The sequence below is a fragment of the Sphingomonas sp. BK481 genome (assembly GCF_014194875.1).
Classification (GTDB): Bacteria; Pseudomonadota; Alphaproteobacteria; order Sphingomonadales; family Sphingomonadaceae; genus Sphingomonas; species Sphingomonas aerolata.
The window spans coordinates 415859-437947 of record NZ_JACIAP010000001.1; the positions used below are offsets into that span (position 1 = coordinate 415859).

Below are 22089 nucleotides of genomic sequence, written 5' to 3' on the forward strand. Positions count from 1 at the left end.
TGCAGGCCGGGAAAGCGTGACGGAGTAAGCGGTTGACCGAGACGAGCGAGACAGGGCCCGACCCTCGCCGTCACGCGCCGGCCCGCCGTCGCGGCGGACTTGCGCGGATTCAGCGAATCGTGCTGGTCGTAGCGCTCCTCCTGCTCGCCCTGCTCATCGGGGTCTGGGTACTGCGCAAGCAGATCGCTACGGGCTTCATCGATCGCGAACTCGCGCGGGCCGAGGTGCCTGCGCGCTACGAGATCGCCGATCTGGCGCTTGGCGGGCAAAGGCTGACCAATGTCGTGCTTGGTGATCCGGCCGATCCCGATCTGGTCGCGGACTGGGTCGAGACGCGGACCGGGGTCGGGCTGTCGGGTCCCTATCTGGAGGCGGTGCGCGCAGGGCGGGTGCGGCTGCGTGGGCGGCTGGTCGACGGACGGTTGTCGCTGGGGGCGATCGACCGCCTTCTGCCCGCACCCTCGGGCAAGCCGTTCGCGCTGCCCGCGCTCGACGCGACCGTCGACGATGCGCGGATGCGGCTGGAGACGCCTTACGGGCTGGTCGGGTTGAAACTTTCCGGGACGGGGAAGCTCGATAACGGTTTCAGGGGCTCGCTTGCTGCGGTCAGCGACCGGCTGAGCGTCGGCGGCTGTACGGGCGACCGCCTTGCCGCGACTGTCCGCGTGCGGATCGATGCGGCGAAACCGATCCTGAAGGGCCCGGTGCGGCTGGGGCGGCTGGCGTGCGGCGATTCGCGCGCGGACAGCGTCGTCGCGACGCTCGACCTGACTCTCGGTGCGGCGCTCGATCGCTGGCAAGGGCGGGCCGCGCTGGCGACCGGACCGGCCGTCCTGCCCGGAGTGACGTTCGCCTCGGCCAAGGGCGACGTCGACTTCGCGGGCACTGCTGCGGGAACCTCGGGCAAGGCGGATATCGCAGCGGATACCGTGCGGACGGCCGAAGGCCGTGCACGCCGCGTGGCGATCGCAGGATCCTACCGGCTCGGCCAAACGATCGCGTTCGAGGGCCGCGTTCGCGCGGCGGGTGCCGCGATCGCCCCACGCCGGCTTGCCTCGGTGGACGCGTTGCAGGGATCGGAAGCCGGGTCGCCGGTCGCGCCCCTCATGGACGCAGCGGTGCAGGCCGTGACGCGGGCCGCAAAGGGCTTCGCGGCGGATGCGGTAATCGCGGTCCGGCAGCGCGGCGGGCGCGGCGAGGCCGTGCTGTCACGCCTCGCGCTCGCATCGGCGAGCGGCGCGAGGATCTCGCTCGACGGCGGGGGGGGGCTCCGGTTCGCATGGCCTGGACGCGGTGCGTCTGGCGGAGGCGTCACGCTCGATACGACTCTTGCGACGCGGGGTGGCGGCTTGCCCGAGGCGCGCATCGCGCTCGCCCAGGCCCGGCCGGGTGCGCCCGTCCGCGGCGTCGCGACGGTCGCGCCTTATGTCGTGAACGGCGCGCGGCTGGCGGTGACCCCGGTGCGGTTCAGCGCGACGCCCGGCGGGGCGACCGCGATCACGACGCGGGTGACACTCGACGGTCCGATCGGCAGCGGCGGCAAGGACCGGGTCGAAGGCCTGTCGATGCCGATCGATGCCCGCTGGGACGGGAAGACGCGGCTCGTCGTCAACACTGGCTGCACGCCGCTCGCGGTCCAGCGGCTGGCGGTGTCGGGGCTGGTGCTCGACCCTGCGCGGCTGTCGCTGTGCCCGATCGACGGCGCGCTGGTGCAGCTTGAGCGCGGACGCCTGCGCGGTGGTGCGCGGATCGCGGCGGCGGTGCTGTCGGGCCGGCTGGGGCGGACTCCGCTGACGCTGAACGCGAGCGGAGCGACGCTGCGGCTGGCCGACCGGGGCTTTGCGATCAACGGCGTGCAGACCCGGATCGGCGCGCCTGAGCGGGTCACGCGGCTCGACTTCGCGACGATCACCGGGCGGATGACGACGCAGGGAATCGCCGGCGCATTTACCGGCGGGGCAGGGCAGATCGGCAATGTGCCGCTGCTGCTGAACGAGGCGGCGGGCGACTGGACACTGATCGGCGGTGCGCTGGCGCTCGACGGCACGATGGCCGTCAGCGACGCCGCCGCCACCGCGCGGTTCAAGCCGGTCGCGGCGCGGGGCGTGACGCTGTCGCTGGTCGGCGGCACGATCACCGCGGCGGGGACGCTGTTCGAACCGGTCAGCAGCACCAAGGTCGCCGACGTCACGCTGGTCCATGCCCTCGGCACGGGCATCGGCCGCGCCGACCTGCTGGTGCCGGGGATCGTGTTCGCCAAGGACGCGCTGCAACCCGAAGCGCTGACGCCGCTGACGTTCGGCGTGATCGCCGACGTCAATGGATCGGTCAGCGGCGACGGGCACATCGCGTGGACGCCCGACGGCGTGACGAGCACCGGGGTGTTCCGGACCGCGGGCACCGACCTTGCCGCCGCGTTCGGCCCGGTGACCGGGATCGCGACCGAGATCCGCTTCACCGATCTGCTCAATCTGCAAAGCGCACCGGGGCAGGTCGCGACGATCCGGACGCTCAACCCCGGCATTCCGGTCAGAGATGGGACGATCCGCTATCAGACCCTGCCGGGTGCGCGCGTCCAGGTCGAGGGCGGGGCGTGGCCGTTTGCGGGCGGATCGCTGACGCTCGACCCGACGCTGCTCGACTTCTCCGCGCAGAGCGAGCGGCGGATGACGTTCCACATCGCCAACATGGCCGCCGACCAGTTCCTTCAGCAGTTCGATTTCAAGAATCTCGACGCGACAGGGATCTTCGACGGCGTGCTGCCGATGATCTTCGACGAGACGGGCGGCCGGATCGAGGGCGGCGACCTGCGCGTCCGGCCGGGCGGCGGGACGCTCGCCTATGTCGGCGATCTCAGCCAGAAGGATCTCGGCATCTGGGCGAACATCGCATTCCAGGCGCTCAAGTCGTTGCGCTATCAGTCGCTCCGCGTCGGCATGAACGGGCCGCTGGCGGGCGAGATGGTGACCGACGTGCGCTTCGCCGGCATCAGCCAGGGCGAGGGGGCGAAATCGAACTTCATCGTCCGCCGGCTGCAGAAGCTGCCCTTCGTGTTCAACATCCGGATCAAGGCGCCGTTTCGCGGGCTGCTCGATTCGGCGCAGAGCTTCTATGATCCGAAGCGGCTGATCGAACGCAACCTGCCCGCGCTGATCCAGCAGCAGTCCGCGCCGCCATCCCCCGGGCCTGCCGTTCCCGCAGTCCCATCCATTCAGCCCGCCGAAAGCAGGATCGTGCCATGACCGAAACAGGATTGAACAAGCTGGAGCAAAGACCGATCTTGCACAGGATGAGGACGATCGTCTTTCTGGTCACGACCGCCGCCGCCCTGCCGGGCTGCATCAACGTGTCGGCGCCGGACAAGCCGATCGAGATCAACCTCAACATCAATGTGACGCAGGAAGTGGTCTATCGTCTCGATGGCGAGGCGAAATCGCTGATCCAGCAGAATCCGGGGATATTCTGAGATGAAGATCAAGGCTTTGACGATGATCGCGGCGGTGGCTGTGCTTGGCGGCCTGTCGGTCGCCGCGTCGGCGCAGCGTGACCCCGCCTATGCCGCAGCGCGCGCGGGCGGCGAGGTCGGCGAGCAGCCCGACGGCTATCTCGGGCTGGTCGGCGCGGCGAGCGGCGATTTGCGCGCGCTGGTCAACAGCATCAACATCCAGCGCAAGTCGGCCTATACCGCAAAAGCGCAGGCGAGCGGCGCGACGGTCGAGCAGCTGGCGTTCACCAGCGGTTGCAACCTGATCGCGGGGACCAATCCGGGCGAGAAGTACAAGACGCCGGGTGGTGTCTGGAAGACGCGCACCGCCGCCGCACCGGAGCGTGATTCGCGCTGCGTCTGAGCATGCTGTCCTGATGCCCTCCGTCATCCTGGGCTCGGCCCAGGATCCAGAACCACACATGGTCCGCCTGCGGCTCTGGATCCTGGCTTTCGTCAGGATGACGGATGATAGACGGCGTAACGCGCCCGGCAGTCACCACATTGATGACGATACTGTCACACCGGTTGACTTGGCCCCCCCCCTTTTCTAAACGGACCGCGCCTTGGCGGGATCGCTCGTCGCTGCGTATATCTCCCCGGTGTCGTATCAGGTGGAGAGCATGTCGTGGCGGAGATCGAACCCGGACAGGACCCCTACGGTGTTGAAGATCCGCGACTTTCCGCGCTCGATGAGCGATTGAGGGAGGTCAAGGCTCGGGAGACGCTGAAAAAGGGGCAGGGAGGGCCGGATGCCGAGCGGGGATACTCGCAGGGCAATCGGGTCATCTCCGCCCTGATCGGGAGTCTCGTCGGCAGTGCGCTGATCGGATGGTTGATAGACCATTGGGTCGGCACTGGACCTTGGGGTCTGATCGTGTTGCTGTTCCTCGGAATCGCGGTCGCGTTCAGGCAAATCATTCGAATTTCAGGCGAACGCCCGGAGTAGCCGGGCGTTTGTCGTTTCAAGACGGCAGGGATTCCACGTGGCGGCAGAACAGGGCGGCAAGATCGATCCGATGCACCAGTTCCTGATCGAGCCGGCGTTCGGCTCGCACTGGATCGTAGGTGGTTACGACCTGTCCTTCACCAATTCCGCGATGTGGATGGTGGTGACGCTGGTCGCACTTTGGGCCTTCATGATCGGCGGGATGAAGCGCGAGCTCGTCCCCGGTCGCTGGCAGGCCGCGGTCGAGGGCTTTACGGGCTTCATCTCGGGCATGCTCGAGCAGAATGTCGGTCCCGGCGGCAAGCGCTTCATTCCCTACGTCTTCTCGCTGTTCATGTTCATCCTGTTCGCGAACATCATCGGCCTGATGCCGTTCGGTATCGTGCCGGGCGTTCACCCGTTCACCGTGACCAGCCACATGACCGTCACCGGCGTGCTGGCGCTGATCAGCTTTGCGATCGTCCTGATCGTCGGCTTCGGCAAGCACGGCTTCCACTTCTTCTCGCTGTTCGTGCCGAGCGGCACGCCTGCGCTGATGATCCCGCTGATCTTCGTCGTCGAGCTGATGTCGTTCCTGGTGCGCCCATTCTCGCTGGGCCTGCGACTGTTCGTGGCGATGACCGCGGGGCATATCCTGCTCAAGGTGCTCGCGGCGTTCGTGATCAACGGCATCAATTTGGGCGGCGTCTATATCGGTCTGGTGACCGCGCCGAGCATGCTGCTGATGATCGGCATCACGCTGCTCGAGCTGCTGGTCGCCGCGATCCAGGCCTATGTGTTCGCGCTGCTGACGTCGGTCTATCTGAACGACGCCGTGAACCTTCACTAAGTTTTCTTTCGAACCACTACTGATTTTCCAAGGGAGTTTTAACATGGACGTCAACGCAGCAAAGATGATCGGTGCCGGCCTCGCAGCGATCGGCATGGGCCTCGCCGCACTCGGCGTGGGTAACGTCTTCGCCCAGTTCCTCGCCGGCGCGCTGCGCAACCCGGGCGCTGCAGACAGCCAGCAGGGCCGTCTGTTCATCGGCTTCGCAGCTGCCGAGCTTCTCGGTCTGCTCGCATTCGTCACGATGATCATCCTGGTGTTCGTCGCCTAACATGCGCTGATCTGGCCGGGCGATATCCCGTCCGGCCGTATCACGAAGGACTGCCATGCCCCAGATTGCCCAGATAGCCGCCACCTACGCTTCACAGATCTTCTGGCTGCTCCTCACCTTCGGGATCCTGTATTTCGGGATCGGCAAGGGGATGGTGCCTAAGATCGTGTCGACCGTGGACGCGCGTGAAGGCCGAATCGCGGGCGATCTGGCAGCGGCAGTCGCTGCACGGGCGCAGGCCGATACGGTCCAGGCGACCTGGCAGGCCGAAATGGATGCGGCGCGCGTCGCGGCACAGGCCGAGACCGCGGCCGCGGCCAAGCGGGCGGCAACGGCTTTCGAGCAGCAGGTCCATGCGGCCGATGCCGAAATCGCCGAGCGTCTGGGTCATCACGATCTCGCCGTGGCGAATGCGAAGGCGCAGGCCCTCGCCAATCTTCAGAATGTCGCAGCCGAAGCGGCACAGCAACTGGCCGACAAGGTTGCCGGACTTCAGGTGAGCCTGGACTCGGCGAGCGATGCGGTACGCAGGACGATGGCTCATGGCTAATACCCCCGCCGCCAACCCGGACGCACCGGCCAAGGTGATCTCGGCCGAGGGCATGGCGCCCGAAGGCTCGATCGACAATCAGGGGTTGCAGGGTCACACCGTCGCGCCTGGGACCGTCGAGCATGTCGTCGACCCGACCGCGCTCGGCGTCAACTCGACCGGCTGGGTCGCGATCGCAATGATCATCGTGCTGGCGCTGATGGTGTGGAAGAAGGTCCCCGGCATGATCGGGCGGTCGCTCGACGCCAAGATCGCCGGGATCCGCACGCAGCTCGACGAGGCCAAGGCGCTGCGCGCCGAGGCCGAGGCGATCCGCGCGGAGTATGAGGCCAAGGCCAAGACCGCGCATCTCGAAGCCGAAGCGATGAAGGCGCATGCGCACACCGAAGCTGCGGCGATCATCGCCAAGGCCAAGGCGGGTGCCGAGGACCTGATGACGCGTCGCGCCAAGATGGCCGAGGACAAGATCGCCGCCGCCGAGCGCGCCGCCATTGCCGAGGTCCGTGCGCGGGCCGCCGACGCCGCTGCCAAGGCAGCCGGTATCCTGATCGCCGAGCATCACGATGCCGCCGCCGACCGCGCGATGGTCGATCGGTCGATCTCGGGGCTTAGCCGCCTGAACTAATCGTCTGTTCCCCCGCGAAAGTGGGGGACAGGTTCTCACGACACCGCGCCCGCAACTCTGGACCCCCGCTTCGACGGGGGAACGGTCGTTCGCTCGGCACCTTTTTCGTTTGTCACAGGCGGCCGTCTCTTCCCGGGTTTCCGGCGGCTGCGTCTCCAATCTGAGCCCGTTGGAGATACCCTTATGTCCTGGCTCATCCTCGGCGTCGCCGTGATCACCGAAATCACCTGGGCGCTCAGCCTCAAATGGGCGGCGACCGTTGCCACGTGGCAGGCGTCTTCGGTTCCGATCGTGCTGAGCTTCGTCAACATGGGCCTGCTCGCGCTCGCGATGCGTGGGCTGCCGGCGGGTACGGCGTATGCGATCTGGACCGGCGCTGGGGCGATCGGCGTGATCATCGGTGGCGTGATTCTTTTCGGCGACAAGGTCAGCGGGGTCCAGGCCTGTTTCATGGCACTGACCGTAGTCGGTATCGTCGGCACCAAGGTGTTCGCACAGGCCTGAGCTTCTGCCTCTGCCCGCAGAGCGTTCAGAAGATTCGTTCACGCGAAGGCGCTATGGCGCGAAGAGAAGGATGGTTCACGCGGAGGCGCGGAGACGCGGAGGTGCTGCATGCCGGGCTGGCGTCTTGGCCAGTGCCGAGTGAGTTTAAGCCTTCGGCGATTTGAGAACGGGCGCCGCTCTGCCCCAATCTTCTCTCCGCGCCTCCGCGTCTCCGCGTGAACCATCCTTCTCTTCGCGCCGTCGCGCCTTCGCGTGAACATCAATGTCCTCGGCTGGCATAACCCCCTCCGACTCCCTAGATTCCCCAGCGATGTCCTCCCCCAATTCCCCCGACCGTTTCAACGAAGACAAATCCACCTTCGCCGTCCGCGGCGGTGGCGAGGCGCCCGATCTTGCGGCGGGCGTCGCGGCGATCCGCAACGTGCTCGACACGCTGCCGATCCGCCCCGGCGTCTACCGGATGCAGGATGCGCGCGGCGACGTGCTCTATGTCGGCAAAGCGCGCGCGCTCAGGAACCGTGTCGCCAACTATGTTCAGGTCGAACGCCTGACCAAGCGGCTGCAGCGGATGGTGTCGCAGACCCGGTCGATGACGATCGTCACGACCAACAACGAGGCCGAGGCGCTGCTGCTCGAATCGCAGCTCATCAAGCGCTATCGCCCCGCCTACAACGTGCTGTTGCGCGACGATAAGAGCTTCCCCTTCATCCTGCTGCGCGACGATCACGACTTCCCGCGCGTCCAGAAGCACCGCGGCGCCCGGCGTGCGAAGGGCAATTATTACGGCCCGTTCGCAAGCGCCGGATCGGTCAACAACACGCTCAACGCGCTCCAGAAGCTGTTCCTGTTGCGCAGCTGCACCGACAGCTTCTTCAAGACGCGCGACCGGCCGTGCCTGCTCTACCAGATCAAGCGCTGCTCCGCGCCGTGCGTCGGCCGGATCGACGAGGGTGCGTACAAGGAGCTGGTCGAGGATGCGAAGAGCTTCCTCGCGGGCAAGTCGACCGGCGTGCAGGCCAAGCTCGGGGCACAGATGCAGGCTGCGGCCGAAAACATGGACTTCGAACTCGCCGCGCTGCTGCGCGACCGGTTGAAGGCGCTGACGTTCATCCAGGGCACGCAGGCGATCAACGCGGAAGGCGTGGGCGACGCCGACATCTTCGCGATGGCGTGCAAGGACGGGCTGATCGGCATCCAGGCCTTCTTCATCCGCGGCGGCCAGAACTGGGGGCATCGCAGCTTCTTCCCGCAGCACACCAACGACGTGCCCGAGGACGAGGTGCTGACCAGTTTCCTCGGCCAGTTCTACGAGGACGTGCCGCCCGCACGGCAGATCCTGCTCGACCGCGAGCTTCCCGAAGGCGCGCTGCTGGTCGAGGCGCTGGGCGAGCGCGCGGGTTACAAGGTTGCGGTGCAGGTGCCGCAGCGCGGCGATCGCCGTCGCCTGATGGATCAGGCCAAGCGCAACGCGATCGAGGCGATCGAGCGGCGTCAGGCCGAATCGACGACGCAGGCCAAGCTGCTGCGCGAGGTCGCCGACCTGTTCGACCTGGCCGAGCCGCCGCAGCGGATCGAGATCTACGACAACAGCCATATCCAGGGCACTGCCGCGACCGGCGCGATGGTGGTCGCCGGCCCAGAGGGCTTCCGCAAGGGCCAGTATCGCAAGTTCAACATCAAGAACAAGGAGACCATCCCGGGCGACGATTTCGGGATGATGCGTGAGGTCTTCACCCGGCGGTTCGCGCGCGCGCAGGCCGAGGATCCCGATCGCAATTCGGGCGAATGGCCGGATCTGGTGCTGATCGACGGCGGCAAGGGGCAGCTCAATACGGTGAAGGCCGCGCTCGAGGAGCTCGGCGTCGAGGACGTGTGCCTGGTCGGGATCGCCAAAGGGCCGCAGCATGGTCGTGACGGGCGCGAGGTATTCCACATGCTCGACGGGCGCGAATTCCAGCTGCCCGTCAACGCGCCGGTGCTGTTCTACCTTCAGCGGCTGCGCGACGAGGTCCACCGCTTCGCGATCGGCGTCCACCGCGACAAGCGCAGCAAGGCGATCGGCGCGAGTCCGCTCGACGAGGTTCCGGGCATCGGCCCGGCGCGCAAGAAGGCGCTGCTGATGCATTTCGGCACCGGTCGCGCCGTCCGCAACGCCAGCCTGCAGGATCTGCAGCAGGCGCCGGGCGTGTCCGCAGCGGTCGCACAGCAGGTGTACGACTTTTACCATTCAAGGTAATTCAGTTTAATAATGTTGATCAATCTTGAGGTGAGGCCGATAGATTGCGGAGGTCGGGTCACGCCTGTCTCGTAGGCGGAAACCTTATCTTCACCACGGGACACTAGGCCAGTGACGTGACCACGGCAGTTTTCCTGACGATCGACACCGAATTCGCCTGGCGGCACCACCGCGCGGGTCTTGGCAGCGATGCGATCTACCACCGGTCGGTCGAGCCTGCGGGCGTCGGTGTCAGCTATCAGCTCGCCAAGCTGGGGCGGTACGGGCTGAAGGCGTGTTTCTTCGTCGACCCGATGCCCGCGCTGACCTTCGGGATCGAGCCGGTACGGCGGATGGTCGCTACGATCCTCGACGCGGGGCAGGAGGTTCAGCTGCATCTCCATCCCGCCTGGACCGCCGCAATTGCCCGGGACCGCGGCGCGAATCACGCGAAGTTCGACCTGTCCGACTATCCGCTGGCCGAACAATACGCGCTGATCCTGCAAGCCACCGAACTGCTGATCGACGCGGGTGCGCCCGATCCGATCGCGTTTCGCGCGGGCAGCTATGCCGCGAACGACGATACGCTGGCCGCGCTCGCCGCGCTGGGTTTCGCCTATGACAGCAGCCATAACGGTGCGGCGGCATGCGATGCGAGCAGGATCTCGCTGTCGCCGCGTCAGATCGCGCCGGTTGCCGCGCAGGGCCTGATCGAGATCCCCGTTACCGTCATCGAGGATCGGCCAGGTCAGTTGCGCACGTTGCAGCTCTGCGCCCTGTCCGCGAACGAGAGCCGCGATGCGCTCGAACACGCCGCGGCCCGGGGGCATGTCGCCGCGACGATCGTCAGCCACGGTTTCGAGCTCGCGAATCGGCAGGGCACGCGCGCGAATGCGGTCCATGTCCGCCGGTTCGAGGCGCTGTGCGCGACGCTGGCGGAGCTGCGCACCGACTTGCCGACCCGGCATTTCCGCGATCGCCCGCCACTGGTCCTTGGCCGGTACGACCGGCCGCTGGCACGCGATCCGATCCGGCGGGGCCTGCGCCAGGCCGAGCAGCTCTGGTCGAATTGGGTCGAAGAACGCGCCTGATGACTGCGGTCGGTGTCCGCCTGAAGTTCCAGCTCGGCGCGCGCACGCTGGCGACGATCCCGCGCCGGCTGGTTCGCGTCGCGCTGTCGCTCGACGAAGTGCTGGCGGGCGACGTGCCGATCCTGCCCGCGCTGCCGACTCAGGCCGATGGTTATCTAATCACCTCGTTGCCCGCGGACCGGGTGGACGCGCTGAACACGCATGGCCTGCTGACCGTCGTCCGCCAGCGTTATGTCCGGTATCACGCCGACCTGCGGATCGGCGAGGCGGCATGGCTTGCGACGCTGTCGGGCAGCGCGCGGTCGGGGCTGAAGCGCAAGACGAAGCGGCTGGCAGCGTTGTCGGGCGGCACGCCCGACATCCGCGCCTATCGGACCCCTGCTGAGATCGCGGTGTTTCACCCGCTGGCGCGGACGGTGTCGGCGACGACCTATCAGGAGCGGCTGCTGGGATCGGGGCTGCCCGATGGCGAGGCGCCGCTGCAGGGTTTCGAGGCGCTCGCCGCGGCGGACCGGGTGCGGGCCTGGCTGCTGTTCGTCGAGGGCCGGCCGATCGCCTATCTCTGCTGTACCGCGCAGGGCGGGACGCTGCGCTATGACCATGTCGGGCATGACCCCGCCGATAACGCGCTGTCGCCAGGTGCGGTGTTGCAGGTCGAGGCGATGCGGCAGCTGTTCGACGACCGCTTCGTCTGGTTCGACTTCACCGAGGGGGAGGGACAGCACAAGCGCCAGTTCGCCACTGCGGGGACGGCGTGCGTCGATCTGCTGCTGTTGCGGCCGACGCTGGCAAACCGCGCGACGGTGGCCGCGCTGGGGGCGTTCGATGATGCTGCGGGCTGGGCAAAGCGTACGCTGTCGCATCCGCGACTCGCGCGCGTGATGCGCGGGATCCGGCGCTAGGCGCGCCTGACCGGCGGATCTGGAACAAGCGGAGTTTTCGAGGCTCCCGTTCGTCACGACGCACGCGTAAGAACGGGCGATGCACCTTCGCGCGTCCGCCATCGTCGTCGCCGTTCGCCAGCATGGCGAGCATGGCGCGATCGTGCGGGCGTTGACGCGTGAGGACGGCGTGCAGCCGGGCTATGTGCGCGGCGGGCGGTCGCGCGCGATGCGGCCGGTTTTGCTGGCGGCGAACGTGATCCAGGGCGAATGGCGCGCGCGGACCGGCGACCAGCTCGCCGCGCTGACCGCCGAGCTGATCCACAGCCGCGCGACGCTGCACGGCGAGCCACTCGCGGCAGGCGCGCTCGAATGGGCGACGGCGCTCGCCGCGGTCGCGCTGCCGGAGGCGCAGCCCTATCCGCATATTCATGATGCGCTCGACGGCGTCCTCGGCGCGATCGAGGCGGCGCCGTCGGCGCGCGGCTGGGCGGCGGCGCTGGTACGGTACGAACTACTGCTGCTTGCAGAGCTCGGTTTTGGTCTCGATCTTGACCAGTGCGTCGCGAGCGGCGCGGTCGACGACCTCGCATTCGTCAGCCCGCGGAGCGGGGCGGCGGTGTCGCGCGGTGCGGCGCAGGGCTATGAAGCCAAGCTGTTGCCGCTGCCCGCTTTTCTTACTGCCGGGGGCGAGGCGGGGTGGCCGGACATCTTCGACGGACTGCGGCTGACCGAGCATTTCCTGACTCGCGATGTTCTGGTCGAACGCCGTGCCGAACCGCTCGCAGCGCGGGCTCGCCTCGTCGATCGGCTCAAAAGGGCGGTTGCGTGAGCGCGGCTTGCCCGGCAAGGGCGGCGGCGGAGGAACGCACATGCCCTTGATCGCGATACTGGCCGGCGACGGCATCGGACCCGAAGTGACTGCCGAGGCGCGCCGCGTGCTCGACCGGCTCGACCTCGATCTGAGCTTTGACGAGGCGCTGGTCGGTGGTGCGGCGTACAAGGCGGCGGGGCATCCGCTGCCGCCCGAGACGCTGGCGCTCGCGCGGCGCGCGGACGCCGTGCTGTTCGGTGCGGTCGGCGACCCCGATTGCGATCGGCTCGAACGGCATCTGCGCCCCGAACAGGCGATCCTGGGCCTGCGCAAGGAACTGGGGCTGTTCGCCAATTTGCGTCCGGCCAAGCTGTTCGCGGGGCTGGAGGATGCGTCGTCGCTGCGCCCGGAAATCGCACGCACGATCGATATGGTGATCGTCCGCGAGCTGACCGGCGACGTGTATTTCGGCGCCAAGGGCATCCGGACGACCGCCGAGGGCCTGCGCGAAGGCCATGACGAGATGCGCTATGACGAGGCGGAGATCGCCCGGATCGCGCGCGTCGGGTTCGAGACCGCTCGTACCCGCAAGAGCAAGCTGCTGTCGGTCGACAAGGCCAATGTCCTCGAAACGTCACAGCTGTGGCGCGACGTTGTGATCGAGGTGTCGGCGGACTATCCCGACGTCGCGCTCAGCCATATGTATGTCGACAACGCGGCGATGCAGCTGGTGCGCGATCCCGGCCAGTTCGACGTGGTCGTCACCGGCAATCTGTTCGGCGACATCCTGTCCGATCAGGCATCGATGTGTGCGGGATCGATCGGCATGCTGCCGTCCGCCGCGCTCGATGGCCAGGGTCACGGTCTTTACGAACCGATCCATGGCAGCGCGCCCGATATTGCCGGGCAGGGCAAGGCGAACCCCTGTGCCGCGATCCTGTCCGCGGCGATGATGCTGCGGCATTCGCTCGACAAGGCCGAGGCGGCCGACCGGATCGAGGCGGCGGTGGCTGCGGCGATCCTGGGCGGCGCGCGGACCCCTGACCTCGGCGGCACGCTGACGACGCGCGCGATGGGCGACGCGGTGATCGCATCGCTCGGGTGAGTCCGGTCGAGCTGGACCCAGTGCAGGGCGCGGGGCAGGACACGCTCGAGATCGCGGTCGTCATCCCGACGTTCAACGAAAAGGCGAACGTCGCCGCGTTGATCGCCAAGATCGACCAGGCACTGGCGGGACGGCGCTGGGAAGCGATCTTCGTCGACGACGACAGCCCGGACGGCACCGCCGAGGCGGCGCGCGTGCTCGGGCGCAGTGACATGCGCGTCCGCGTGATCCAGCGGATCGGCCGGCGGGGGCTGTCCTCTGCCTGTATCGAGGGGCTGTGCGCGACCGCCGCGCCCGTCGTCGCGGTGATCGACGGCGATCTGCAGCATGACGAGACGCTGTTGCCGGCGATGCTCGACCTGTTGCAGGCGGGCGATCACGACGTGGTGATCGGGTCGCGCTTCGTCAGCGGCGGCGGGACCGGCGACTGGGACCGCGACCGCGTCGCCAAGTCCGCGTTCGCCACACGGTTGTCGCGGCGCGTGCTCAAGGCGGATCTGAGCGATCCGATGAGCGGCTTCTTCGCGATCCGTACCGACGTCGCGCGCGCGCTCGCGCCCAGACTCTCGGCGATCGGGTTCAAGATCCTGCTCGACCTGCTGACCGCCGCGCCCGAGCCGCTGCGGTTCGCCGAGCTGCCCTATACCTTCCGCTGCCGGACCGAGGGGGAGAGCAAGCTCGATCACGTCGTCGCGCTGGAATATCTGATCGCGCTGTACGACCGGATGTTCGGGCGGTTCGTGCCCGTGCGGTTCGCGATGTTCTCGGCGATCGGCGTGCTCGGCATCGGCGTGCACATGGCGGTGCTCAGCGCTCTGTTCCTCGGGATCGGGACGTCGTTCCTGATCGGGCAGATCGGCGCGACGCTCGCCGCGTTGACGATGAACTTCTTCCTCAACAATGCGCTGACCTATCGCGACCGGCGGCTGAAGGGGTGGCGGCAGCTCGCCGATGGCTGGGTATCGTTCGCGCTGATCTGTTCGGTCGGCGCGATCGCCAATGTCGGGATCGCGGCGTTCATGCACGACGTGCGCAACGACGCCTGGGCGGTGTCGGCGATGATCGGCGTGCTGGTCGGCGCCGTGTGGAATTATGCGCTGTCATCCAGGTTTACCTGGGGGCGCTACTAGCGCACGCGACCCTCCGCGGGGGTTGTCATCACCGCCCGCCCCCGGCAAAGCGTCGCCATGAAGCGCAAGACCGGCCAAGATCGTTCGATCACCCAGAACTGGCGTCCGCAGACGCAGGCCATCCGCGGCGGCACCGCCCGCAGCGAATATGGCGAAACGTCGGAGGCCCTCTTCCTCACCTCGGGCTATTGCTACGACAAGGCTGGTGACGCCGCGGCGCGCTTTGCCGGCGAGCAGGACGGGATGACCTATTCCCGGCTCCAGAACCCGACGGTGCAGATGCTCGAGGAGCGGATCGCGCTGCTCGAGGGGGCTGAGGCGTGCCGGTCGATGGCGACGGGCATGGCGGCGATGACCGCGGCGCTGTTGAGCCAGTTGCAGAGCGGCGACCACCTGGTCGGCGGCCGCGCGGCGTTCGGATCGTGCCGCTGGCTGACCGATACGCTGCTGCCCAAGTTCGGGATCGCCACGACGATCGTCGACGCGCGCGACCCGCAGGCGTTTCTCGACGCGGTCCGGCCCGAGACCAAGGTGTTCTTCTTCGAGACGCCCGCCAACCCGACGATGGACATCGTCGACCTGAAGGCGGTGTGCGGCATCGCGCGCGAGCGCGGCATCACGACCGTCGTCGACAATGCGTTCGCGACGCCGGCGTTGCAGCGGCCGATGGACTTCGGCGCCGACGTCGTCGCCTATAGCGCGACCAAGATGATGGACGGGCAGGGCCGCGTACTCGCGGGCGCGGTGTGCGGGACAGAGGATTTCATCACCAACACGCTGCTGCCCTTTACGCGCAACACCGGACCGACGCTGTCGCCGTTCAACGCGTGGGTGGTGCTCAAGGGGCTCGAGACGCTCGACCTGCGTATCCGCCGCCAGTCGGAGAATGCGCAGAAGGTCGGCGCGTTTCTGGAAGCGCGCGTGCCGCGGATCCTGCATCCGGGCCTCGCCAGCCATCCGCAGCACGAGCTGGCGATGCGTCAGATGGACGCGTGCGGCCCGATCTTCGCGTTCGAGGTCGAAGGGCGCGAACAGGCGCATGGCCTGCTCGACGCGCTGGAGCTGGTCGATATTTCGAACAATATCGGCGACTCGCGGTCGCTGATGACGCATCCGGCCTCGACCACGCACGCCAGCGTCTCGCCCGACAAGCAGGCGGAGATGGGCGTGACCGAGGGGCTGTTGCGGCTCAATGTCGGGCTCGAGGACGTGCGCGACGTGATCGACGATCTCGACCGGGCATTGGGCAAGGTCGGGCTGTGAAGGCGCTGTTCCCCAGTGCGGCGACGACGCGCGGGGTGACGGTGCGCGTCTCGGTCAGCTATCTGCCCGAACAGTCCGAACCGCAGCGCGGGCGCTGGTTCTGGGCCTATCATATCCGGCTGGAAAATGACGGGCCCGGCGCGGTCCAGCTGCTGACGCGACACTGGATCATCACCGACGGGCATGGCGCGCGCCACACCGTCGAGGGCGAGGGCGTCGTCGGCGAACAGCCGCTGATCGAGCAGGGTGCGAGCTTCGACTATGTCTCGGGCTGCCCGCTCGCGACGCCGACGGGGGCGATGCGCGGATCCTACCGGATGGTCGACGATACCGGTGCGGTGTTCGAGGTGGCGATCCCGCATTTCTCGCTGAGTGCGCCGGCGGTGATTTCATGAAGCGCACGCACCTGCCGCTGAACGGGCTGCGCGTACTCGACGCGGCGGCGCGCCACCTGTCGTTCACGCGCGCCGCCGACGAGCTCGCGGTCACCCCCGCGGCGGTCGGGCAGCAGATCCGCGCGCTCGAGGACACGCTGGGCGTCGTGCTGTTCCGGCGTACTACGCGAGGGCTCGAGCTGACGCCCGAGGCCGAGGCGGGGCTCGGTCCGTTGCGCAACGGTTTCCTCCAGTTCGAGGAGGCGGTCCGCGCGATGCAGGCGGGGCAGACGTCCAAGTCGCTGACGATCGCCGCGCCGCGCGATCTGACCGAGAAATGGCTGATGCCGCGGCTCGCCGAGATCGCCGCGGCCGATCCCGATTTGCGCTTCGTCCTGATCACCGCGGACGAGACGGTGGATTTTACCGAGGCCAATCTCGACCTGGCGATCCGCTGGGGCGATGGCCCGGGCGAGAATGAGGGCGAGGCGCTCGAATCCGAAGGGCTCGTCACGATCGCGGCGACCGGCAGCGCGTCCGAAGCGATCATCGCCTGGCCCGGCGCGCCCGCGCTTGACCCGGCGGCGGGAGATGCCACGGCACTGGTTCGCGTCGGTGATGCAGGATTGGCGATCGATGCGGCGGCGGCGGGGCTCGGGCGGGCGACCGTGCCCGAACTGCTGGCGCGACGCGTGCTCGATGCGGGGCTGGTCCGGATCATCGGCGACGCGCAGCCGTCGCGCGGCGGCTATTGGCTCGTCGCGCCGCTGCCGCAGTGGCGTCAGAAGAAAGTGCGTGCGCTCGTCGACGCCCTGATCGCTTGAGGCGTCGCGCGCTGCCCCATCCGGTGCTGGTGACGCCGCGGCTCCGGCTGCGTCGGCTCGTCCAGGCGGACGCGGTCGCGTTGCATCCGACGCTCGCGGACGCGGACCTGATGACCTATTCCGCGGATGGTCCGCTGACGTCGATCGAGGCGACGCGGCTCTATCTGGTCGAGGATGCCGCCGACGTGAACTGGCGCGCCTGGGCGATCACGCGGCACGGCGACGACCGGGCGATCGGCTGGGTGTCGGGCGGGCGGATGCGCGGGCAGGGGGTAACCGAGATCGGCTTCATCCTCGCACGCGCGCACTGGGGCCGCGGCCTGGCGAGCGAGGCGGTATCGGCGGTACTCGACCAGCTGTTTGCCGAGGGGCAGCACCGCGTGTTCGCCGATGCCGACAGCGAGAACCGCGCGTCGATCCTGCTGCTCGAACGGCTGGGGTTCCGGCGCGAACGGCTGCTGCGCGGCGAATGGGAGACGCATATGGGGCTGCGCGACAGCCTGATCTACGGGCTTCACGCCGATGACTGGCTGGCGGCGGCCCTGCCACAATCCGCGTGACGCGGTCACTTGAGCGAACCCGGTTGCTCGCCTAAGTCGGCGGCATGACATCGACGAACGACATCCGCCGCGGCTTCCTCGACTATTTCGGTTCGCAGGGGCACCAGATCGTGCCCTCTGCGCCGCTCGTCCCGCAAAACGACCCGACGCTGATGTTCGTCAATGCGGGGATGGTGCCGTTCAAGAACGTCTTCACCGGCCTCGAATCGCGCCCCTATACGACCGCCACCTCGTCGCAGAAGTGCGTCCGCGCGGGCGGCAAGCACAATGATCTCGACAATGTCGGCTACACCGCGCGGCATCACACCTTCTTCGAAATGCTCGGCAATTTCTCGTTCGGCGATTATTTCAAGGAACAGGCGATCACGCACGCGTGGACGCTGCTGACGAAGGACTGGGGGCTGTCGCCGGACAAGCTGACCGCGACCGTCTATCACACCGACGACGAGGCGTTCGACCTCTGGAAGAAGATCGCGGGCCTCCCTGAGCACCGCATTATCCGTATCCCGACCAAGGACAATTTCTGGTCGATGGGCGACAACGGGCCGTGCGGGCCGTGCTCGGAGATCTTCTACGACCACGGCGACCACATCCCCGGTGGCCCTCCCGGCAGCCCCGACGAGGACGGCGATCGCTTCGTCGAGATCTGGAACCTCGTGTTCATGCAATATGAGCAGGAAAATGCCGAGATCGTCGGCAATCTGCCCAAGCCCTCGATCGACACCGGCATGGGGCTCGAGCGGATCGCCGCGGTCATGCAGGGCGTCACCGACAATTACGACACCGACACGTTCAAGGCGCTGATCGCGGCGTCGGGCGCGCTGACGCATACCGCGACCGATGGCGCGAACACCGCTAGCCACCGCGTGATCGCCGATCACCTGCGCACCGCGGGCTTCCTGGTCGCGGACGGCGTGCTGCCCGCGAACGAGGGTCGCGGCTATGTGCTGCGCCGGATCATGCGCCGCGCGATGCGTCACGCGCATATCCTCGGCGCGAAGGAGCCGTTGATGCACCGGCTGGTGCCGTCGCTCGTCACCGAAATGGGCGCAGCCTATCCCGAGCTGTTCCGTGCGCAGCCGCTGATCGAGGCGACGCTGCAGCAGGAGGAGACGCGGTTCCGCCAGACGCTCGACAAGGGGCTGAAGCTGCTCGACGAGGCGACCGCGGACATGACCGAGGGGACGCTCGCGGGTGACGTCGCGTTCAAGCTCTACGACACCTATGGCTTCCCCTACGACCTGACCGAGGACGCGCTGCGCGAACGCGGGCTCGCGGTCGACCGCGAAGGCTTCGACACCGCGATGGCCGAGCAGAAGCGCGCCGCGCGTGCTGCGTGGAAGGGGTCGGGCGCGAAGGCCTCGGACGATATCTGGTTCGATATCGTCGAGCAGAGCGGCGGCACCGAATTCCTCGGCTATGCTTCGGACACCGGCGAGGGCGAGGTCGTCGCTTTGGTCAAGGACGGTGCGCGCGTCGACCATGCGACGACGGGTGATACGGTGTCGATCGTCGTCAACCAGACGCCCTTCTACGGCGAGAGCGGCGGGCAGGTCGGCGATGCCGGGCACATCTCGACCGACACCGGGCTGCGCGCGACCGTCACCGAGACGTCGAAGCAGCTCGGCCGCGTGTTCGTCCACCATGCGATGGTCGAGTCGGGCGGGATCAAGGTCGGCGATACGGTCAAGCTGCAGATCGACGTCGCGCGCCGCGCGCAGATCCGTGCCAACCACTCCGCAACGCATCTGCTGCACGAGGCCTTGCGGGAACGGCTCGGCAAGCATGTCGCGCAGAAGGGGAGCCTGGTCGCGCCCGATCGCCTGCGCTTCGACTTCTCGCAGCCGGTCGCGATGACGCCCGCCGACATTGCGCAGGTCGAGGCCGATGTGAACGCACAGGTCCGCGGCAATGGCGCGGTGACGACGCTGCTGATGACCCCCGACGACGCGATCGCGATGGGCGCAATGGCGCTGTTCGGCGAGAAATATGGCGACGAGGTCCGCGTCGTGTCGATGGGCTCGACCGACGAGGGCACCTATTCGATCGAACTGTGTGGCGGCACGCACGTAACCGCGCTCGGCGATATCGGGTTGTTCAAGGTCGTCGGCGAAGGCGCGGTGTCGAGCGGCGTGCGGCGCGTCGAGGCGCTGACCGGCGAGGCGGCGCGCGCCTATCTGACCGGCCGTGACGATCGCCTGCGCGAGGCGGCGGCGGCGCTTAAATCGACTCCCGACGAAGTGCCCGCGCGCGTTGCTGCGCTGATCGAGGATCGCCGGCGTCTCGAGCGCGAACTGGCCGATGCGAAGAAGGCGCTGGCGCTTGGCGGCGGCGGTGCCGGTGAGGCGGCGGGACCCGAGCAGGTTGGCGGCGTGGCCTTTATCGGGCAGGTGCTGAACGACTTCGAGGCGAAGGGCCTGCGCGGCGCGGTCGACGAGGCCAAGCAGCGGCTGGGGTCGGGGATCGCGATGCTCGTCGCGATCAACGACGGCCGCGCCTCGGTCGCGGTCGGCGTGACCGCGGATCTGGTCGCGAGCCACAATGCGGTCGACCTGCTGAAGATCGCGGTCGCCGCGCTTGGCGGGCAGGGTGGCGGTGGCCGTCCTGATATGGCTCAGGGCGGTGGGCCTGATGGGGACAAGGCGGCGGAGGCTGTAGCTGCGGTGCGGGCGAAGCTGGCGGGCTGAGAGGCTATTGTTTTGGGCCGTTCCCCCGCGGACGCGGGGGCCCAGCTAAATACCGGTAGCGCCCGGTACCCTGGGCCCCCGCCTTCGCGGGGGAACTATGAGAAGAGTCGGCCCCGGTAACCACCACCCCGGCGAAGGCCGGGGCCCAGGTGGGAAGGCCGAGGTAACAAAGGACCGTCCGCCGTTATTGCCGTCCCCCAACTGGGCCCCGGCCTCCGCCGGGGTGGGGCATGAGGTGTGCCGGTGGCCTCATCACCCAATAAGGATCACGCCGCCCCGCGCATCGCCGCCAGCGTCGTCCCAGCGGTAATCGCCTCGATATCCGTGACCAGGTGCAGCAACCGCACCCCACCCCGCGCCATCGCCCGGTCAAGCGCCGCGGCGAAATCCTCGGTCTTGGTGACCGTTTCCGCCCAGCACCCATAGGCCCGGCCCAGCGCGGCGAAGTCCGGATTGCGCAGTGCCGTCCCCGACACCCGCCCCGGATATTCGCGTTCCTGATGCATCCGGATCGTGCCGTAGCCGCCATTGTCGACGACCAGCACCAGCATGTCCGCCCGCTGCGCGACCGCGGTCGCCAGCTCCTGCCCGTTCATCAAGAAGCAGCCGTCACCCGCCAGCGCGACCACGGTCCGCTCGGGATGCCTCAGGGACGCGGCGACCGCGGCGGGCACGCCGTAACCCATCGCTCCGGCGGTAGGCGCAAGCTGCGTGCCCGGCCCGGCATAGGCCCAGTAGCGATGCCACCAGCCCGAATAATTCCCCGCGCCGTTGCAGAGGATCGCATCCGTGGGCAGCCGCTCGCGCATCGCCGCGACGCACGGCCCCAGGTCCATGACCAGATCGCGCGGCGCCGGCGTCGACCAGGCGCGCCATTCGGCATGCGCCTCCTGACCCGCGGTCCGCGGCGGCAGGTCGACCGCAAGCAGTGCCTCGGCGAATTCGGCCATCCCCGCGCACACCGCGACGTCGGCGTGATAGGTGCGGTTCAACTCATTGGGATTGGGGTGGACATGGACGATGCGCTGCCCCGGATGATCGGGCGTCACCAGCGCATAGCCATCGGTCGTCGCCTCGCCGAGCCGGGGGCCGACGACGAGCAGCAGGTCGGCTTCCTTCACCCGCGCGACCAGCTTAGGATTGGGGCCATAACCCAGATTCCCCGCCCAGACCGGGCAGGCGTTCGGGATCGCATCCTGCCGCCGGAACGCCGCGGCGACGGGAATGCCGTTGCGATCCGCCCAAGTGGAGAACGCCCCCGACGCAGCCGCATCCCAGCCCGCGCCGCCGACGATCGCCACCGGCCGTTCGGCGGTCGTCAGCAGATCCGCGAGCAGGTCCATCATGTCCGCGTCGCACGCCTGCGCGACGCGCTCGACTCGCGGCCGGTCGACCGCCTCGACCACGTCCAGCAGCATGTCTTCGGGTAGTGCGAGCACCACCGGCCCCGGTCGTCCCGACATCGCGGTCGCATAGGCGCGCGCGACATACTCCGGGATCCGCCGGGCATCGTCGATCCGCGCCGCCCATTTGGCGATGGGCGCGAACATCGCCTGAAAATCAATCTCCTGGAACGCCTCGCGGTCACGCGTGCCGCGGTCGATATCGCCGACGAACAGGATCATCGGCTGCGAATCCTGCATCGCGACATGCACGCCGATCGATGCGTTGGTCGCACCGGGCCCGCGCGTGACGAAGGCGATGCCGGGGCGGTGCGTCAGCGTGCCGTCCGCGCAGGCCATGAACGCCACGCCGCCTTCCTGCCGGCATACCACCGTCTCGATTGCGGGCGTGTCGTGCAGCGCGTCGAGCACCGCGAGGAAGCTTTCGCCGGGTACGGTGAAAATACGGTCGCAGCCTTGTGCGACGAGTTGGTCGACGAGAATTTGGCCGCCGGTACGCTGGGTCATGACAATCTCCTGTCGGCACCGTA

At 67.9% G+C, this 22089-nt stretch carries 21 protein-coding genes; 20 read left to right on the forward strand and 1 reads right to left on the reverse strand.

The window, feature by feature from the left end:
• Positions 1 to 119 precede the first annotated feature (119 nt).
• The 20 genes from FHY04_RS01900 to alaS all read left to right on the forward strand — a co-directional run bounded on the left by FHY04_RS01900 (position 120) and on the right by alaS (position 20156).
• Entirely contained in the window at positions 120 to 3242 is a 3123-nt protein-coding gene (locus FHY04_RS01900; RefSeq protein ID WP_311723282.1) for a YdbH domain-containing protein, read from the forward strand.
• A gap of 47 nt (positions 3243 to 3289) precedes the next feature.
• Positions 3290 to 3466 (forward strand): YnbE family lipoprotein, encoded by a 177-nt coding sequence (locus tag FHY04_RS01905; protein WP_081874129.1) that lies wholly within the window; start codon positions 3290 to 3292, stop codon positions 3464 to 3466.
• Between the two features lies 1 nt (position 3467).
• Entirely contained in the window at positions 3468 to 3848 is a 381-nt protein-coding gene (locus FHY04_RS01910) for a YdbL family protein (protein ID WP_031439562.1), read from the forward strand.
• Between the two features lie 264 nt (positions 3849 to 4112).
• Positions 4113 to 4433, forward strand: coding sequence for an AtpZ/AtpI family protein (locus FHY04_RS01915; RefSeq protein ID WP_031394298.1), 321 nt, complete (start codon positions 4113 to 4115; stop codon positions 4431 to 4433).
• Positions 4434 to 4503: 70 nt separating this feature from the next.
• A complete protein-coding gene (locus FHY04_RS01920) occupies positions 4504 to 5262 on the forward strand; it encodes a F0F1 ATP synthase subunit A (protein ID WP_031394299.1) in 759 nt (252 codons plus the stop codon).
• A 43-nt stretch (positions 5263 to 5305) separates the two neighbouring features.
• The gene (locus FHY04_RS01925) at positions 5306 to 5533 is read left to right on the forward strand and encodes a F0F1 ATP synthase subunit C (RefSeq protein ID WP_031394300.1); all 228 of its coding nucleotides are present in this window, start codon (positions 5306 to 5308) and stop codon (positions 5531 to 5533) included.
• Positions 5534 to 5588: 55 nt separating this feature from the next.
• Positions 5589 to 6083, forward strand: a complete 495-nt coding sequence (locus FHY04_RS01930; RefSeq protein ID WP_031394301.1) for an ATPase — start codon at positions 5589 to 5591, stop codon at positions 6081 to 6083.
• Positions 6076 to 6708 carry a hypothetical protein gene (locus FHY04_RS01935; protein ID WP_183935208.1) on the forward strand — a complete coding sequence of 211 codons (633 nt, stop codon included), beginning with the start codon at positions 6076 to 6078 and terminating at the stop codon, positions 6706 to 6708. Before FHY04_RS01930 ends, FHY04_RS01935 begins: the two co-directional genes overlap by 8 nt.
• 183 nt (positions 6709 to 6891) lie before the next feature.
• Positions 6892 to 7212 (forward strand): multidrug efflux SMR transporter, encoded by a 321-nt coding sequence (locus FHY04_RS01940; RefSeq protein WP_056405346.1) that lies wholly within the window; start codon positions 6892 to 6894, stop codon positions 7210 to 7212.
• Between the two features lie 310 nt (positions 7213 to 7522).
• The gene (uvrC, locus tag FHY04_RS01945; RefSeq protein ID WP_183935209.1) at positions 7523 to 9448 is read left to right on the forward strand and encodes an excinuclease ABC subunit UvrC; all 1926 of its coding nucleotides are present in this window, start codon (positions 7523 to 7525) and stop codon (positions 9446 to 9448) included.
• 116 nt (positions 9449 to 9564) lie between these two features.
• Entirely contained in the window at positions 9565 to 10518 is a 954-nt protein-coding gene (locus tag FHY04_RS01950; RefSeq protein WP_183935210.1) for a polysaccharide deacetylase, read from the forward strand.
• Positions 10518 to 11420: a GNAT family N-acetyltransferase gene (locus tag FHY04_RS01955; protein ID WP_183935211.1), complete on the forward strand. Its 903-nt coding sequence runs from the start codon at positions 10518 to 10520 to the stop codon at positions 11418 to 11420. Before FHY04_RS01950 ends, FHY04_RS01955 begins: the two co-directional genes overlap by 1 nt.
• Before the next feature lie 79 nt (positions 11421 to 11499).
• A complete protein-coding gene (gene recO, locus FHY04_RS01960; protein ID WP_107932224.1) occupies positions 11500 to 12231 on the forward strand; it encodes a DNA repair protein RecO in 732 nt (243 codons plus the stop codon).
• Between the two features lie 40 nt (positions 12232 to 12271).
• The gene (leuB, locus tag FHY04_RS01965) at positions 12272 to 13318 is read left to right on the forward strand and encodes a 3-isopropylmalate dehydrogenase (RefSeq protein WP_183935452.1); all 1047 of its coding nucleotides are present in this window, start codon (positions 12272 to 12274) and stop codon (positions 13316 to 13318) included.
• Entirely contained in the window at positions 13315 to 14448 is a 1134-nt protein-coding gene (locus tag FHY04_RS01970) for a glycosyltransferase family 2 protein (RefSeq protein ID WP_311723293.1), read from the forward strand. Before leuB ends, FHY04_RS01970 begins: the two co-directional genes overlap by 4 nt.
• A gap of 57 nt (positions 14449 to 14505) precedes the next feature.
• On the forward strand, positions 14506 to 15711 hold the full coding sequence (locus tag FHY04_RS01975; RefSeq protein WP_183935212.1) for a PLP-dependent aspartate aminotransferase family protein: 1206 nt from the start codon (positions 14506 to 14508) through the stop codon (positions 15709 to 15711).
• Entirely contained in the window at positions 15708 to 16106 is a 399-nt protein-coding gene (apaG, locus tag FHY04_RS01980; protein ID WP_031393907.1) for a Co2+/Mg2+ efflux protein ApaG, read from the forward strand. The genes FHY04_RS01975 and apaG overlap by 4 nt, the downstream gene beginning before the upstream one ends.
• Positions 16103 to 16909 (forward strand): LysR family transcriptional regulator, encoded by an 807-nt coding sequence (locus tag FHY04_RS01985; protein ID WP_056405355.1) that lies wholly within the window; start codon positions 16103 to 16105, stop codon positions 16907 to 16909. Before apaG ends, FHY04_RS01985 begins: the two co-directional genes overlap by 4 nt.
• A complete protein-coding gene (locus tag FHY04_RS01990) occupies positions 16906 to 17469 on the forward strand; it encodes a GNAT family N-acetyltransferase (RefSeq protein ID WP_183935213.1) in 564 nt (187 codons plus the stop codon). The genes FHY04_RS01985 and FHY04_RS01990 overlap by 4 nt, the downstream gene beginning before the upstream one ends.
• A gap of 44 nt (positions 17470 to 17513) precedes the next feature.
• Complete coding sequence (gene alaS, locus FHY04_RS01995; protein WP_183935214.1) at positions 17514 to 20156, forward strand: alanine--tRNA ligase; 2643 nt, start codon at positions 17514 to 17516, stop codon at positions 20154 to 20156.
• Between the two features lie 266 nt (positions 20157 to 20422).
• Here alaS and FHY04_RS02000 read toward each other — a convergent pair whose 3' ends face one another.
• Positions 20423 to 22066, reverse strand: coding sequence for a thiamine pyrophosphate-binding protein (locus FHY04_RS02000; RefSeq protein ID WP_183935215.1), 1644 nt, complete (start codon positions 22064 to 22066; stop codon positions 20423 to 20425).
• Between the last annotated feature and the right edge of the window lie 23 nt (positions 22067 to 22089).

Bases quoted from the DNA above. Each gene is read 5' to 3' on its own strand.
- FHY04_RS01905 (WP_081874129.1), top strand. From the start codon at position 3,290: ATGAGGACGATCGTCTTTCTGGTCACGACCGCCGCCGCCCTGCCGGGC.
- FHY04_RS01910 (WP_031439562.1), top strand. From the start codon at position 3,468: ATGAAGATCAAGGCTTTGACGATGATCGCGGCGGTGGCTGTGCTTGGC.
- FHY04_RS01920 (WP_031394299.1), top strand. From the start codon at position 4,504: ATGCACCAGTTCCTGATCGAGCCGGCGTTCGGCTCGCACTGGATCGTA.
- FHY04_RS01925 (WP_031394300.1), top strand. From the start codon at position 5,306: ATGGACGTCAACGCAGCAAAGATGATCGGTGCCGGCCTCGCAGCGATC.
- FHY04_RS01930 (WP_031394301.1), top strand. From the start codon at position 5,589: ATGCCCCAGATTGCCCAGATAGCCGCCACCTACGCTTCACAGATCTTC.
- FHY04_RS01935 (WP_183935208.1), top strand. From the start codon at position 6,076: ATGGCTAATACCCCCGCCGCCAACCCGGACGCACCGGCCAAGGTGATC.
- FHY04_RS01940 (WP_056405346.1), top strand. From the start codon at position 6,892: ATGTCCTGGCTCATCCTCGGCGTCGCCGTGATCACCGAAATCACCTGG.
- uvrC (WP_183935209.1), top strand. From the start codon at position 7,523: ATGTCCTCCCCCAATTCCCCCGACCGTTTCAACGAAGACAAATCCACC.
- FHY04_RS01955 (WP_183935211.1), top strand. From the start codon at position 10,518: ATGACTGCGGTCGGTGTCCGCCTGAAGTTCCAGCTCGGCGCGCGCACG.
- recO (WP_107932224.1), top strand. From the start codon at position 11,500: ATGCACCTTCGCGCGTCCGCCATCGTCGTCGCCGTTCGCCAGCATGGC.
- leuB (WP_183935452.1), top strand. From the start codon at position 12,272: ATGCCCTTGATCGCGATACTGGCCGGCGACGGCATCGGACCCGAAGTG.
- FHY04_RS01975 (WP_183935212.1), top strand. From the start codon at position 14,506: ATGAAGCGCAAGACCGGCCAAGATCGTTCGATCACCCAGAACTGGCGT.
- FHY04_RS01985 (WP_056405355.1), top strand. From the start codon at position 16,103: ATGAAGCGCACGCACCTGCCGCTGAACGGGCTGCGCGTACTCGACGCG.
- alaS (WP_183935214.1), top strand. From the start codon at position 17,514: ATGACATCGACGAACGACATCCGCCGCGGCTTCCTCGACTATTTCGGT.
- FHY04_RS02000 (WP_183935215.1), bottom strand. From the start codon at position 22,066: ATGACCCAGCGTACCGGCGGCCAAATTCTCGTCGACCAACTCGTCGCA.